We start from the raw sequence: 14,535 nt of genomic DNA, 5'->3' as shown, positions 1-14,535 counted from the left end.
GCGCCCCCGGGCGGGCCCGACGGTGAAGGAGCACCCGCTGCCGGGCCGCCGACCAGACCGCCCACCACACCGGGAGCGGCACTCGCGCCCGGGCCGTGGGGGACCGGCGAACCGGGTGCCTGGCCGGAAAGCGGAGCGGACATCAGCGAGCACCCCCGAGCGGAAGAGTGGCGAGCATCGCGGGCAGCTGCTCGCGGTCGAGCCGGACCAGACCGGTCCGCACGCCGCGCGCGGCCCGCTCCAGCGCGTGGCGCGCCGTCACGAGCTCCTCGTCGCTGCGCCCGGTGATCCGTACGTACCCCGTCACCGTGACCTCCTGCCGGTCGCCGCCGCTCAGCGTGAGGCTGAACGTCGAGGCGAGCGCGGGTATGGACGTGAGGAGCGCGACGAGCTGCGGCAGCGACGCCCCGCCCGGCCCCAACTGCGGCCAGCGCCCCACCCAGTACGTCGTGTGGCGGCGGTCGTCGCAGCGCCAGGTGCGGGACGTCTCCTTGGTCCGGCGGCCGGGCGTCCTCGTCCGTCCCGCCTGGGCGACGGCCATCGGGTTGGCGCAGGTGGACGTCGCCAGGGCGGACGTCAGCTCCTGCTCCGTCAGCACCGTCGCGCGGAAACCGGCACCGGCGAGACGGCTCGCCAGCTGGTCCGCGGCCCGCAGGACACACTTCTGCGCGCCCTCGAGACCGCCGCCGCGCGCCGCCACGGCCTCCGGGCACAGCTCCGGGTCGAGCTTCAGCGCCACCCACGTGATGCGCACCGCCGGAGAGCCCGTCTGCTCCTGGAGCGGGCCGTAGTTGCGGACGGCGATGGACTGCTGCGGCAGGTGCGGGGCGGGCGCGGGCTGCGTGTGCTGCACGATCTGCGCCGACTCCAGGCGGATGCCGTCCACCTCCAGCACGTCCCGGACCAGCCCCAGGGGGAGCGGACGCTCGGTGCGCTCCGTGCGCAGCGCGGTCGCGGCCGGCTCGACCTGGAGGACCACCGTGAGGAACGTACCGTCACCGATCATCCCCACCGGGCGCCGGTCGCGGTCGCTGTACGTGTACGTGCGCAGCGACGGGTCGCACTCGACGACGGGCGCGAGGCCCGGCTCCGTACCGGGCGGAACGGTCAGCGACGCGGCGCGCCGGGTCCTGGCGCGCAGCGCGAACACCGTGGACAGCCACTCCGGCAGCGAGCGCCGGTGGCGGCGGACCACCGCCAGCAGCACCAGCAGCGCCGCCCCGGCACCGGCCGGGACCAGCAGCAGCGGATCGACCACCCAGGCCACCAGAAGCAGCGCCGCCGCCAGCTCCACCAGGACGAGCTGTTGCAGTCGGAACGCACCCACGCGCCCCGAGCGGCTCTTGAGGCGTGGCGCGCCTCCGGCGGAGGCCGACACACGGCCGCGGGACGGGGTGGACGCGGCGGTCGTGTCCCCAGCCGTGGCCCCGGCGGTCGCGGGCGCCGAGGCGCGCGTCTGCGTCGCGGAAGCCATGATGGAGATCCCCCGATTCATCCCGATCAGCCTGGCCTGCCAGGGCGTTGGCGGCTGGATCACCCTACCCGCCCCGCAACGGCCCTCCGTCAGCAGGCATAGTAGGGGGCCGGTCCGACAACGCGGCTGCCGGGTGCCACGCTCCGCCAGTGCGTGTGCGACGCCCGCGGAACAGCGGGAGCCTCCCGGGGCGCGCCACATCGGACTCGCAGACGGCCTTTTCGAAGACGGGGACCCATGGCATCACGGCGGGATGAGCTCAACGCCTACACCTTCGCGAAGAAGCGCACGGTGGCCGCATTCCTCCAACCCACGCCCACCGGTACGGAGGAGGGCGCGCCGAGGCCGTTGCGGGCGGTACTGCCCGGCTTGATCATCGGCGCGCTGATCCTCGCCGGTTTCGGCGCATGGGGCATGTTCAAGCCCGTGGCGCCCAAGGACTGGGCCGCGCCCGGCACCAAGGTGATCATCGGCAAGCAGTCCACGACCCGCTACGTGGTGCTGACCACCGGCAAGGGCAAGGACGAGAAGACGCTGCTCCACCCGGTGCTGAACCTCGCCTCCGCGCGACTGCTGCTCAGCCCCGACAAGTTCGGCGTCATCCAGGTCAGCGACGAGGTCCTCGACGCGGGCAAGCCGCCGCGCGGGCCGATCCTCGGCATCCCGTACGCCCCCGACCGCCTTCCCAGCGAGACCGAGGCCGCCAAGGCCAAGCGCTGGGCGGTGTGCGTGCAGCCCGGGGGCGGCAAGGGCGCCAGCGTCCAGAGGGCCACCTTCGTCCTCGCCGAACGCGACTTCCGCCGCACCGACGGCGAGGAGCGGCTCGAGAAGGGCGAAGTGCTCTACGTCCAGGGGCAGAAGGACGACGACCGCTACCTGGTGGACGCGAGCGGCACCAAGTACAAGGTGCGCGGCAGCGAGTCCGACTCCACGGTCCTCACCCGCGCGCTCGTCGGCAACAAGCAGCCGCAGACCGTCACCGACGACTGGCTGGCCACACTCCACGAGGGCAGCCCCATCGACTTCCCGGAGATCCCCGGTGCCGTGGGTGACCCCGCGGGCGTCGGCGGCGGCCTCAGCGAGACGCAGGACCGGGTCGGCATGGTCCTGCGTGCCGAGACGGGTTCCGGTACGGAGCACTACGTCGTCCTCAAGGGCAAGGTGCAGCCGGTCAGCGACTTCACCGCCTGGCTCCTGATCAACTCCCCGCAGACCGACCGGCTCGACATGGCGGGCAAGGCGTCCGGCGTGGACAACGCGTCGTTCCGCCCCGAGCCCACGACGTTCGCCGCGGAGCAGCGCTGGCCCTCCCACCGGGCCGTCCAGGTCAACTCCCCCGGCGGCGAGGGAGCCCGCGACACGGTGTGCAGCGTGCTGCGCAAGGTGGACGACAAGGGCCGCACCACGCTCTCCACCTGGGCGGGCACCAAGTACCCGGCGGAGATCACGTCCGGCGGCAGCAGCACGTACGTCACGCCCGGCACCGGCCTGCTCTACACGCAGGTCCGAGGCAACCAGACGAAGCCCGACGGCTCGCTCTTCCTGGTCACGGACACCGGCCTGCGCTACGCGGTCCAGTCGAACGGCGACAGCGACAGCAAGCGCTCCGACATCGGCGCCGGCGACCAGGGGCAGCAGTCCGACGGCCGGCCGGAACCCAGCCAGGCCCAGAAGCGTCTCGGCTACGAGAGGGTCACCCCGGCCCTCGTCCCCATCACCTGGTCGGAGTTCCTGTCGAAGGGCCCGCGGCTCGACACGAACAGCGCCCGCCAGCCGCAGGGTTCGTAGGGGGAGACGGATGCGCAAGGCAGCGACACTGCTCGCCACGGCAGCGGCTCTGACGACGGCCCTCGCCCTCCCGCCGCACGCGTCGGCGGCCGAGCCGGACGCCAAGTCCCGCCTGAACGGCGGAGGCGAGTGCACCTTCCCGATGAAGAAGCAGTTCGAGGGCACGCCCTGGGCACTCCAGCGGGTGCTGCTCGACCAGCTGTGGGAGGACACCAAGGGCAAGGGGGTGCGGGTCGCGGTCATCGACACGGGCGTGGACACGGCCAACCCTCAGCTCAAGCCGGCCGTCGACGCGTCGGCGGGGGCCGACTTTCTCAAACCGGACAAGGAGGCCGGTGAGGACGACAAGCGGGGCAGGACCAACGGCACGGTCGACGAGGTGGGCCACGGGACGAAGGTCGCCGGCATCATCGCGGCACGCCCCCGCAAGGGCACCGGCTTCGTCGGCCTGGCCCCGGAGGCGACGATCATCCCGATCCGCCAGAACGACGAGAAGAACAGCGGCACGTCGAAGACGATGGCCGACGCCATCGACCACGCGATCGCCAAGGAAGCCCACATCATCAACATCTCCCAGGACACCACCGAGCCCCTGGGCCCGGACTCGGACCTGGGGAGGGCCGTGGCGCGCGCCCTGGAGAAGGACATCGTCGTCGTCGCCTCGGCGGGCAACAACGGTCTGGACGGCAAGGTGAAGAACACCTACCCGGCGGCCTTCCCCGGCGTCCTCGCGGTCGGCGCGTCGGACCGCAACAACGAGCGGGCCCCGTTCTCCCAGGCCGGGGAGTTCCTGGGCGTGTCCGCGCCGGGCGTGGACATCGTCTCGACGGTCCCGGGCGGCGGCCAGTGCGTGGACAACGGCACCAGCTTCTCCGCCCCGTACGTCGCGGGGGTGGCGGCGCTGGTTCGTGCCAAGTACCCCAAGTGGACCGCCCGGCAGATCGTGGCCCAGATCGAGCAAACGGCCGAGCGCTCGGTCAACGGGCGTGATAACTATGTGGGTTGGGGCGTGGTGGACCCGGTCCGAGCCCTGGACGGCGAGGCCGGGCCGATCGAGTCCCCGAGTCCTGACCCTGCCCCGCCCAAGGCCCCCGCGCCGGAACCGGCGTTCGTGGCCATGTCGGAGACGCCCGAGGAGCGCGACGAACGCCTGGCGACGTACGCGCTCGGCATCGCGGCGGTACTCGTCTCCGTGGTGGCGGGCACGACGACGGTGGTCCGCGACGCGAGCAGGCGCCGCAGGATGCGGACCTGAGTACGCGTACTCATCTTGGCTAGTACGAACTGATGTTGGGTCCTACTCGACTATTGACTACAGTGACAATCCGTTGACGAGCGCGACGAGGGGGCACCGAGGTGGAAGCGCCGGTCGGGGGTGGCGGCAAGGACCTGGACGTCAAGGGTGTGACGCTCCAGACCTTCAAGAACCGGGTGGACGAGATCCTGCGGACGCTGGCGGAATCGCCCGCGGGGCACCAGCAGATCGGTGAGCAGAAGGTCACCGCGGACGCGTACGGCACGGGCTTCAGCGCGGCGAGCGACCTGCACTCCGGCTACGAGAAGGTCCGCACGCGCCTGGAGAACCTGTCCAAGATGTTCGGCGAGACGATCGAGGCGCTGGGCATCGCCGTGCAGGTGGCGGACAAGGGTTACACGGGCATCGACGTGGACGTGAAGGACCGCTTCAAAGAGATTCAGAAGCGTAATCAGGAGTTCTACGCAGCTGAGAAGTCCAAGGAGTCGGGGTCCGGCGGTGCCGCCGACTCCAGCACCTACAGCTGAGCCGACGGGGGAGTACACATATGTCAGGCGACTTCGAAGGAAAGTCTCTCGATGCTCTGCACGCCATGGTGGCGTCGGCGAGGCCTGGTGATCTGACGAAGGCGGGCGGGCTGCTGGAGGCCGCGGCCCCGCAGATCATCCAGATCGCGTCGGACCTGCGCCTGTACCTCGACAAGGTGAAGTGGGAGGGCCAGGGCGGCGACATGTTCCGCCTGTGGGGTGCCGACATGGTGTCGGAGACCCTGAAGCTCAGCGACTTCGCCACGACGGTCGGCGCGGAGATGCAGCGCGCAGGCCAGGCGCTGAGCGAGACGCAGAAGTCGATGCCGAAGCCTGCGGGCATGTGCTTCGCGGACCCGGAGAAGGAAGAGGCCCGCATCAAGGACGAGACGGGCCCGAAGCTCCAGGAGGCCATCCGGCTGATGGAGCGCCTGTCGTCGTACTACAAGACGGCAAAGGGGCGGATGGAGGCGGAGCCGGAGCCGAGGTTCCCGCTGCCTCCCGGCAATGGCCTTATCGACGAGCACGAGCGTCCCCTCGGCACTAACACCCCGACCGGTGCCGGAGGGTCCTCCTACGCCGGAGGCAGTACATCCGGCGGCAGCAGCGCCTACATGGCCTCGGGAAGCTCTTCTGTCGGCCCCTCTGGGCCGGCTGCTGCACAGCATTCTCCAGAGCATACGGCGCGCCCGTCGGGTCCGGCGGGTCAAGGGGCGACGGCGACCCCTGAGGTTCCCGTAGGGATGAATCTTGACTCCGTCGCGCCTCCGGCTCCGCAGGAGACGGGCAACCGTCCGCCTGCGCAGACCACGACTTCGCCGCCAGTCACCACAGGTCCGACCGGCCCGGGTCCGCTGCCGCCGGTGTCCACGGGGTTGAACCCGAAGCAGGGCGTCCCTGGCATGCCGCGCGTTCCCTCGGGCCCCGGAGGCCCTGGGACGCCTGCCGGTCCGGTGGGGCCGGGTATGGCCCGTGGTGTGGGTCCGGTTGGTCCTGGTCCCATGGGCGGTATGCCGCGTGTCGGCGGCCCGGACGGCATCATGGGCGGCAAGCCCGCGCATGGCTGGACGAACGGCTCTCCCACGGGTCCGCGCCCGCCGATGGGCACGGTCGTGGGGGAGGAGCGGAATCCCATGGCCCGTGGCCCGATGGGCCTGCCGGGCCAGGGTATGGGCGCGTACGGGGGCACAGGCCCCGGTGCGGGTGCCGGGTCGGGGCGTCGGCTGGCGACCCAGCCGGGTGGAACCGTTGGCGGCCCGGCCGCCTCCGGAGCGGTTGGGCGCGGTACGTTCACCCCGGGCGGCACGGGACTGGTGCGGCCCCCGGCTTCGACGGAGCCGGGCAGGGAGGAACGGCGCCAGGCCGCCGGTCGTCCGGACTACCTGACGGAGGACGAGGAGACCTGGACCATGGGCCAGCGCAAGATCGTCCCGCCCGTCATCGACTAGGAGCACCCGCCGATGTCCCATCTCACCCGTGCCTTCCGTAACCGTGTCGGCGGTGTGCTCGGAGCCGTGGCGACCGTTGCCGCGCTGGTGCTGGCCGGCGCCCCGGCCGCCCAGGCGGAGGACGTGCGCTCGCGCCAGTGGTACCTGGACGCGATGAAGGCCGAAGAGATGTGGAAAGTGAGCACCGGCAAGGGCATCACCGTCGCCGTGCTCGACGCTGGAGTGGACCCCACAGTCCCCGAGCTACGCGGCAAGGTCCAGGTAGGTGCCGACCTCACCGCCGACGTGACCGGCGGAAGCAAGGACGGGGCTGAGACGGTCCAGCACGGCACGAACATGGCGGCCTATATCGCTGGCACCGGTGCAGCCGGGGGCATTAAAGGCCTGGCGCCCGATGCCCGGATCCTTTCGGTCAAGGTAGCGACTCCCGGAATGAAAGGCATGTTCGGTCTGGCGGGGCCGCTGAGCAAGGCCATCCGGCACGCGGTTGACGAGGGAAGCCGCATCATCAACATCTCGATGGTCACTTCATCGGTGACTGGGCAGGAAGCCGAGCTGCAGGCCGCCGTTGACTACGCCCTCAACAAAGGAACGCTCATCTTCGCTGGAACCGGCAACGAGGGCGCGGAACTGGCTGAGTACCCGGCGGTTGTTCCCGGGGTTGTCGCTGTAGGGGCGCTGGACACCAAGGGCAAGGTGGCCAAGTTCTCCAACTACGGGGACCATGTCGCCCTTGCTGCGGCCGGTGTCGAGTTGGTGGGGCGTTGCGAAAGCGACAAAGCGCGCTTCTGCGCCAAGGACGGCACCAGCGGTGCCACCGCCATCGCCTCCGCCTCCGCCGCGCTGATCTGGTCGGCTCACCCCGACTGGACGAACAACCAGGTGCTCCGGGTCATGATGGAGACCGCCGGGCGCAACGGCCCGGTCCCGAGCAAGTACATCGGCTTCGGTGGCGTCCGCCCCGCGAAGGTCCTCCTGGAGGGCCAGGGCGACCCGGGCCCGGCCGACGTGAACCCGCTGCTGGCGGCGCGCGGGCAGACTCCCGCACCCGGCAGCAGCGCGGCACCCCAGAACTCCCCCTCTCCTGAAAGCACGGGGGCAAGCGGCGAGGGCGGCCCGTCCAAGGAGCCCCAGGCGGCTCCGGAAGCGGCCGCCAGGTCCGAAGAGGGCGGTTTCCCCCTCTGGGCCGTCGTCGCGAGTGCCGTCGCCGTCGTCGCCCTCATCGGCGTCGTCGTCGCGGTGAGCGTACGCAGCAGGAGAGCGTAGCTACGAGTCAGCGGACGTACGGGGGACGCAGCGGAGTATCCGGCGCCGTACGCCCACCATCCACGACAAGGAGCGTCACGTGACGGACAACTTCCAGCTAGTCGAACACACGGTCAAGCAGGCGCAGAACGCCATCGAGGAGACCGCCGTCCAGATCAGCCGCCAGGCCCGCGAGATGGCCGACATCCTCGAGACCTGCCGCGCGGGCTGGACCGGTGCCGGTGCCGAGGGCTTCCGGGGGGCGCAGATCCAGCTGAACCAGGACCACGACGAGATCCGCCGGCTCCTCGATGTCCTGAAGAACGCCGTGGGCCAGACCAAGAACCTCAACAGCCAGAACGACTTCGACGTGCGGGCGAGCTTCGCCGCCATCAACAAGTCGGGGCTCAACAACGTCTGACCGGCCGACGGCCGGTCCTGACCGGCCCGCCGAGCGGACCAGCCGCACACGAACGAGGGAGACAGCATGTCCGAGGATCTCGGAACCAAGGTACGGTACAGCAGCGTCACGGCCATGGCCGAGCGCCTCCGCTTCCTGGCGAAGGACACCTATGAAGACCTGCAGCGGATGGAGCAGGCCATCAAGGTCGTGACGGACACGTGGGACGGTGAGGCGCACCGCGAGTACCTGGTGCTCCAGAAGAAGTACCGGGCGCGCGCCAGCCACATGAGGGAGCAGCTCAACCAGATCTCCAAGATCATCGAAGAGGGCAAGGGCAAGTACCAGGCGACCGACAAGAAGGCGTCGCAGCTCTTCACCGAGGGGTTCTGATCCACGGCCCCGCGGGGGTGTGAGAAGGGGCATGCTCGCCCGGAGCATGCCCCTTCTCGCGTACGCGGGACGGCCCGCCCGCCAACGTACGACGGTTCCCCGCCCGGCAACGGCAAGGGCCCGCTCGTCGCCGAGCGGGCCCCACCGCGCTGTCCGCACCGGCGGATCAGCGGCGTCACTTCAGGTCGAACTCCCCGTCCCGGGCGCCCAGGACGAAGGCCCGCCACTCGGCCTCGGTGTAGCGCAGCACGGTGTCGGGGTCCAGCGACGACCGCATGGCCACGGCCCCGCCCGGCAGGTACGCGATCTCGACCCGCTCCTCGTCCGGGCTCGTCCCCGGGGCACCGTGCCACTCCACCCCACTGATGTCGAGCGCGTACAGCTCGTCCTTCTCCTGCTGAGTGCCCATCAGGCCGGTTCCCTTCGAGGTGCTGGCGGTACGGCGTTGCGGCTCAATTATCCGCGGGTGCGCGCGACCCGTCACCCGAAGCCCCGAACTCGCCCCACCAGTGGTATAAGCCCCCGTAGCGGAGGCCGGTCGCGAACGTCAGCGTCATGGGAGCTTCGGCGGGGAGCAGCCGTGGCGCCCGGTGGACGCCTCGGCGAAGGCCCGCAGCGCCTCGGTCTCCGCCTTGTCGTCGGGCGCGGTGAACTTGCCTCCGCCCGTCTCCAGCGTCTCGATGGTGAAGAGGGCCTCTCCCGACGGGCACGCGGCGGTCGTCCAGTGGAAACCCTGGCTGCCGCCGTGGTCCCGCACGGCCTGGCTCCCGCGCAGCGTCTCCAGCCGAGCGCTTTTCACAAAGGGGCCGTAGTAGGCGGAGAGCCTGAAGCGCTTCTCTCCCGAGTCATCGGCCACGACGCAGTCCACCACGGGCGCGTCCTTGTCGGACACGCTCTCGTAGGCGGCGTGGGGGACACCCCGGCAGCTTCCCGCTGCCTGCCCCTTGGCCTACAGCGTTCGCGTGGTGTCACCTGGAAGGTCGCTGACCTCGGTGCCCAGGCGGGCGCCCTTGCAGGCGGCGCCGGACGCGGCGTTGCGGAGGGTCTCCGTGGTGAGCCGCGCCAGGCGGAGCCGCTGCCCGTCCTCGTTGAGCGGGCGTGCCGACGGATCGCGGTACGCGTCCGCCGTGACCACCAGGCCCGAACCGGCGCCCTCACATGCCACGTAGGCGGTGGCGTAGGCGCGGTTGGGGCCGCTGGTGTTGAGCACGCCCGCCCAGCCGTTCCCGATGGGGGTGACCATTTCGGTCCCGACGTGGGCGTTCTGCCGGTGAATCCCGGACAGAAGCTTGGTCGCCACGTCGGCTTCCCGCACCTCGACCTTGAGGGATGCCTTGCCCTCACCCGCGTCCTTCACCGCGCAGGAATCCTCCGTGGAGGAGTCACCGAGCCGGAGGTCGGCGGAACCGAGCAGCTCCTCAAGGCCCGGGTCGTGCAGCCGGCCCCCGCAGGCCGACGCGAGCGAGTCGCGCCCGTCGTCGCCCCGCACGAGGAACGCCACGGCGGCGGCGACCAGCGCCAACGCGATCAGGCCTGCCACGATCACCAGTCCACGTCGGGATCGGGACGCTCCGGAATCGTTCATGTTCTACCTGCCAAATGGACACGGTCGGGAAAATCGTGGATGTGCGCTCACGGCGACGCCCGGCGCCGAGGAGCAGGTCGGTCGCTCCTTCGGCACCGGGCGGATACCGCCGTTTCTCAGCTCGCGGGGACGGTGACCGTCGGGCAGCCGTGCTCCTTGCCTGCCGCGTCGAGGAACGACTGGAACAGTCCCCGCACCGTGGGTTCGTACTGCTCGCGTCGCTCCCGCTCGAGAAGCAGCTCCTGGTAGGCGTCGTTCGGGCGCATGCCGAAGTAGACGCTCTGCTCGCCGCACTTCAGGATCGCGCGGCGGTGCCCGTCGATCAGGCCCTTGCCGTCGGGAAATTCGCTGAAGCCGGGCTCGGTGCGAAGCCGGTCGTTGACGATGCGGGGGTCGGACGACACGGCGAAGGAGATCTTCGACTTGCCGGTCCCGGCGAGACTCAGGTCGCAGGCCCAGGTCCGCTTGCTCGTGCTGACCGTCTCCTCGCCCGGCTCGGCCCTTCCTGCGACGAAGGCGCTCGCCGGGAGGGCGAGGCCCTTGGTGTCACAGGCCGACCGGGCGTCGGTCGCTGAGGCGTCCGAACGCTCACCCAGCTCGAAGTCGGGCGTGACGTCGTCCGGGGCGCAGCCCGCGCTGGCGGCCACGCGCTGAGCCGCCTGCACCAGCATGCCGGCGAGCTGCGTGCGTTCGGCCTTCCCCTTCCGCATCACCGCCTGGACGAGGTAGCCGACGTCCTCCTGGCACTTCACTTCTGGGGAAGCATGACCCAACCGCGGGTCTCCGAGACGGCACCGGTGGCGCCCGCCGAGAAGTACGTCATGGACCCGGGGTCCCGCCAGACCCGCGTCTGGAACGCGAAGTCCGGTTCCTGCACGGCGGTGCTCACCTCGTTCTCCATGGGCTCGGCGCCCAGGAGTTTGCTGGTGCGCTCCACCGTGCACCGGAACTCGGGACTCTCCTCCCCGCCCTGGGCCGCGACGCTGGAGATGCGCCCCTCGGTGCCGAGTACGGAGTCGAGCTCCGCACGCGTCAGCTTGCCGCCGCAATAGGCCTCGTCCCCGAGCAGGTTGGTGTTCCACCACGTCCACAGCCCCAGCAGACTCGCCGCGACCACGGCGACCGCGGCGACCGCGGCCACGACGGCGGTGACGCCCTTATGGCGCGTCATGAGAGCTGAATGCCCTTTCTGTTCCCATCCTGAGGACCGCGCGGCCGACAAGGGTGCAGGACCCGGCCTTCACGGCTCCTCCCGTCACGTTCCCCGCCCGCAGCCGATTTCATGCGCTCCGCGGTCATCGTCACACACGGTCTTTGAACCCGGTGCCTCTCGAGTACGCCTCTGCAGCCTTGGAGAGGAGACTGTCGAGCCTTTGTCTCCCCGCCGCGGTCTCTGTCGCTCCCAGAGCAGCTGAGCGATCCTGAAAGAGCTTTCGGAGCCTTGGAGAACCGTAGGTTTCGTAGTCCTCGAGCAGTGCTTTCTCGGCTGCGGACTTATTGTTCTCGTGCTGCCTTGTCAAGGCGTTGATGCGTGCCCTGCGAAGGTCTCCCGTGACAGTACCCGACGAGATGGCGGTGCCCAGACCTGAATCGATGAACGCCTTTCCTGGTTCATCTTTCGGCTCACTGAGGAAGTCCTGCTTACCCAAATCCTCGAGCTCTGCATCGATCTCGCTGAAGAGCGCTTCGCGGATAATGTTGAAAGCGTCTCCATCGTCGGCAAGGGCGTCGAGGAAGTCGCTCATGACAGGGGTGTCGATGTCGATGTCGTTGGGGGTTGTCGAGTGCTGTGGATCTGAGTAGTCGACCTGTCCTGCAAGGATTTCGTAGGCGTCGCCGGCGTAGTAGGACAGCGCATTCGCGAGATTTTTCTTGATCTCGGACGGGACTGGTACCGTTTCTCCTTTCTCCGTCCGCTCCGTGTAGGTGGTGATGACCAGCTCAAGAGCTTTACTGTTCTTCTCGGGAAGCCTTTGAGGCCCCCCCCTTCGGAGGCTTATGTCCCGCGCCTGTGCCGGTCATTGCCTTCTCCAGAGCGTTACCGCAGGATGTTATGTCACCCGAAGCCTCCACTTCGAGTTTCGACAAGATGGAGAAGCAGGCATCTGATCCCGGCGAGGCGGCATCCTCTCCCGGCCAGAGCACGACGACTGCAGCAGTCGCAGCGGCGAGAGCTGCGGCGAGGCCAATACTACGTACTACGTTTCCTTATTTCGCGCATGCCGGTAATCACTATTCCCTTGCTGAGTACTGGGTTTCCAGGACGCGCCGAGGCCGACCCGGTTGTCGCCGTCCTCGCGTTATTGTTGAGAGCCCAGAACTGGCGCTCGCTGTCCATAGCGTGGCCGTGGGGCGTGACTGCCGTAAGCCTGTGTCTACGCGCCCGATGTCATGTGCAGCGGAGAGCTTTGCGGGCTGCGGTTCTGAACGCCTCGCTGAGATCCTTCTTGGCGGGGAAGCCCGCGTTGGCGCGTTTCTCGGGGGTCCAGTAGTCGTTCTCGTCCCAGGCGAAGTACGTGTCCCTGCCTCCGCATCGCGCACGGGGGAAGCGGGTGTTGCTGAGGGCTGTAGCCAAGTCCGGGTGCCGCACGATGGCGAACCGTGCGAAGGACCCCTCGCTCGAGTCGTGGGAGAACGCCAGGTCGCAGAACCAGCCGTCCCCGTCGCGGGAGCCGGAGACTCGCTCCACCACCGTCCCGCTGTGCGGCTGTGGCAGGGTGAACCCGTCGAGCCCGCAGACCGTGCCGAAGTCGGTCGCGACGGCCGGTGACGCGCTGCTCGGCTCGCCCACCGTGACCGCGTCGGGCCCGGCGCAGCCGTGCTGCTCAACCAGCCCCCGGGCGGCCGATTCCAGGACCCGTGCCAGCCCCGCCGGGTCGCCGTCGCCGTGCAGGACCGTCGCCCTCAGGGTCAGTCGCTCGTCTTCGTTGGCCTGGGGGACGGCCTCGCGGCAGGAGTCAGGAAGCAGCACCCAGCCCCCGCGCTTGTCCACCGCCCCGGCCGTACGGGAGCCGACCAGGATCGGGGCGTTGCCCGAGATGTGCCACACACCCTGGTCGAAGGGGAAGCGCGGTGACCTGTCCACCGGCGCGATGATCAGCATCGTGCCCGCGCCGGGGTCCCAGCCGCCCAGCCTCACCTGGCACGATCCGGGCTCGGACTCGGTACTGCTCAGCGGTCCGGTGCCGCCCAGCGCCCGCTGGGCGTCGGCGGCGGTCACCCAGCCGCGGCACACCCGGTCGGGCCCGAAGGCGTTCGTCGTCTTCCCGAGCAGGACGCCACCGGCCACCAGGACCAGTGCGGCGAGGGGCGCACCCCACCGCAGCAGGGCCCGGCGGGCCGGAGTCGAGCGGCTCATCGGGCGCCCGTCACGTCGGTGCAGCCGAAGGAGGGCCCGGCCTTCTCGACGAAGGAGCGGAACAGTTCCGCTTCCCTCGGGGCGCCGGGCCTCTCCCACGACCGGAGCTGCTGCGTGCCGGTCTCCATGGCGAAGTACGTCTCCTTGCCGCCGCAGGTGGCGACGATGTGCGTGGAGTCGAAGCCGGTGACGGGCCAGCCGTCGACCGGTGACTCCTCGGCGTACCCCTTGGACTGCTTGATGCCGCCGATCACCACGGGGTCCTGGACGACCGAGTACGTGGCGAAGCCGCTGCCCCGGTCCCGGCCACGGGAGTCGTCGCCCGGGCCCTGCTCCAGGGCCACGAAGCAGGTCCAGAGCGGCCCCCGGGCGGCGGGCGCGATCTCGCGGACCTTCCGGGCCTGCCCGGTCGACGCGGCGGGCAGGGAGAAACCGGGCACGCCGCACAGCCTCCCCGGCTCGGCGTCCCGTTCCACCGGCGTGGCGGCGAGGCTCCGGGGGGCCTTGAGCCGGTCGGCGTCGCACTTCATGTGGTCCATCAGCCCGTTCGCCGCGTCCACCGCGAGTGCGGCGAGCCCCACGCGGTCGGCGGAGGCCTCCCCGCTCATGAGGGTGACGTTGACCCGCATGGACTCGCCGTCCAGGCACGCGGGCGGAAGCCACACCCACGCCTTGTGGTCCTTCACGACGGCCCCGCTGGCCGGGCCGGAGAAGGAGGTGACCGCGGCCTGCCCGGGCCCGCCGCCCGTGAACGCCTCGTCGCCCCGGTCGCGGGTGGTGTAGAGGTGCATCTCCAGGTCCGGGAAGCCGGGGAGGGCGGAGGTGTTGTCGAGCCAGCAGTCGAACGACGCCTCGCCCGCGCGGGGGCCGGGGTCGCCGTCGTCGGAGACCCGGCCCGTCCGGGAGAACGCCGTCTCGGCCGCCCGCGCGGACACCAGCCCGCCGCACAGCTCCTCGTCACCCAGCACGTTCGTGTTGTACGAGAGGTGCACCCAGGAGCCGATGAGCGCGAGCGACACCAGCGGCACCGCGATCTTCCACCGTCGTGATACGTGTGCCATG

The 14,535-nt window shown here is 70.1% G+C and carries 16 protein-coding genes; 7 read left to right on the top strand and 9 right to left on the bottom strand.

Features of this window, described 5'->3' with window-relative positions:
* Positions 1–142: 142 nt before the first annotated feature.
* Positions 143–1,474: a type VII secretion protein EccE gene (gene eccE / locus J116_RS06345; RefSeq protein ID WP_023586252.1), complete on the bottom strand. Its 1,332-nt coding sequence runs from the start codon at positions 1,472–1,474 to the stop codon at positions 143–145.
* A 237-nt stretch (positions 1,475–1,711) separates the two neighbouring features.
* Here eccE and eccB point away from each other — a divergent pair, with 237 nt between their 5' ends.
* The 7 genes from eccB (at position 1,712) to J116_RS06310 (ending at position 8,530) form a co-directional block, all read left to right on the top strand.
* Positions 1,712–3,262, top strand: a complete 1,551-nt coding sequence (gene eccB, locus J116_RS06340) for a type VII secretion protein EccB (RefSeq protein WP_023586251.1) — start codon at positions 1,712–1,714, stop codon at positions 3,260–3,262.
* A 10-nt stretch (positions 3,263–3,272) separates the two neighbouring features.
* Positions 3,273–4,517, top strand: coding sequence for a type VII secretion-associated serine protease mycosin (gene mycP / locus J116_RS06335; protein ID WP_023586250.1), 1,245 nt, complete (start codon positions 3,273–3,275; stop codon positions 4,515–4,517).
* Between the two features lie 101 nt (positions 4,518–4,618).
* Positions 4,619–5,044: a hypothetical protein gene (locus J116_RS06330; protein WP_023586249.1), complete on the top strand. Its 426-nt coding sequence runs from the start codon at positions 4,619–4,621 to the stop codon at positions 5,042–5,044.
* A 20-nt stretch (positions 5,045–5,064) separates the two neighbouring features.
* On the top strand, positions 5,065–6,492 hold the full coding sequence (locus tag J116_RS31205; RefSeq protein ID WP_028963746.1) for a WXG100 family type VII secretion target: 1,428 nt from the start codon (positions 5,065–5,067) through the stop codon (positions 6,490–6,492).
* Positions 6,493–6,504: 12 nt separating this feature from the next.
* A complete protein-coding gene (locus J116_RS06320) occupies positions 6,505–7,758 on the top strand; it encodes a S8 family serine peptidase (RefSeq protein ID WP_023586247.1) in 1,254 nt (417 codons plus the stop codon).
* 79 nt (positions 7,759–7,837) lie between these two features.
* A complete protein-coding gene (locus J116_RS06315; RefSeq protein ID WP_023586246.1) occupies positions 7,838–8,158 on the top strand; it encodes a WXG100 family type VII secretion target in 321 nt (106 codons plus the stop codon).
* A gap of 66 nt (positions 8,159–8,224) precedes the next feature.
* A complete protein-coding gene (locus tag J116_RS06310) occupies positions 8,225–8,530 on the top strand; it encodes a WXG100 family type VII secretion target (RefSeq protein WP_023586245.1) in 306 nt (101 codons plus the stop codon).
* A 175-nt stretch (positions 8,531–8,705) separates the two neighbouring features.
* Here J116_RS06310 and J116_RS06305 read toward each other — a convergent pair whose 3' ends face one another.
* The 8 genes from J116_RS06305 to J116_RS06270 form a co-directional block, all read right to left on the bottom strand.
* Positions 8,706–8,939 (bottom strand): DUF397 domain-containing protein, encoded by a 234-nt coding sequence (locus J116_RS06305; protein ID WP_023586244.1) that lies wholly within the window; start codon positions 8,937–8,939, stop codon positions 8,706–8,708.
* Between the two features lie 144 nt (positions 8,940–9,083).
* Entirely contained in the window at positions 9,084–9,422 is a 339-nt protein-coding gene (locus J116_RS06300; RefSeq protein ID WP_023586243.1) for a hypothetical protein, read from the bottom strand.
* Positions 9,423–9,479: 57 nt separating this feature from the next.
* Positions 9,480–10,070 (bottom strand): hypothetical protein, encoded by a 591-nt coding sequence (locus J116_RS06295; protein WP_139140469.1) that lies wholly within the window; start codon positions 10,068–10,070, stop codon positions 9,480–9,482.
* Between the two features lie 161 nt (positions 10,071–10,231).
* On the bottom strand, positions 10,232–10,867 hold the full coding sequence (locus tag J116_RS06290) for a hypothetical protein (protein WP_023586241.1): 636 nt from the start codon (positions 10,865–10,867) through the stop codon (positions 10,232–10,234).
* Complete coding sequence (locus J116_RS06285; RefSeq protein ID WP_023586240.1) at positions 10,864–11,286, bottom strand: hypothetical protein; 423 nt, start codon at positions 11,284–11,286, stop codon at positions 10,864–10,866. Before J116_RS06285 ends, J116_RS06290 begins: the two co-directional genes overlap by 4 nt.
* 130 nt (positions 11,287–11,416) lie before the next feature.
* Positions 11,417–11,860: a hypothetical protein gene (locus J116_RS28345; protein WP_051203431.1), complete on the bottom strand. Its 444-nt coding sequence runs from the start codon at positions 11,858–11,860 to the stop codon at positions 11,417–11,419.
* A 644-nt stretch (positions 11,861–12,504) separates the two neighbouring features.
* On the bottom strand, positions 12,505–13,473 hold the full coding sequence (locus tag J116_RS06275) for a hypothetical protein (RefSeq protein ID WP_023586239.1): 969 nt from the start codon (positions 13,471–13,473) through the stop codon (positions 12,505–12,507).
* Positions 13,470–14,534: a hypothetical protein gene (locus J116_RS06270; protein ID WP_139140468.1), complete on the bottom strand. Its 1,065-nt coding sequence runs from the start codon at positions 14,532–14,534 to the stop codon at positions 13,470–13,472. Before J116_RS06270 ends, J116_RS06275 begins: the two co-directional genes overlap by 4 nt.
* Position 14,535: the final 1 nt, after the last annotated feature.

Source organism: Streptomyces thermolilacinus SPC6, assembly GCF_000478605.2.
Classification (GTDB): domain Bacteria; phylum Actinomycetota; class Actinomycetes; order Streptomycetales; family Streptomycetaceae; genus Streptomyces; species Streptomyces thermolilacinus.
Note: the sequence above shows the minus strand (reverse complement) of the source record. Positions and strands in the feature narration are given on the sequence as shown.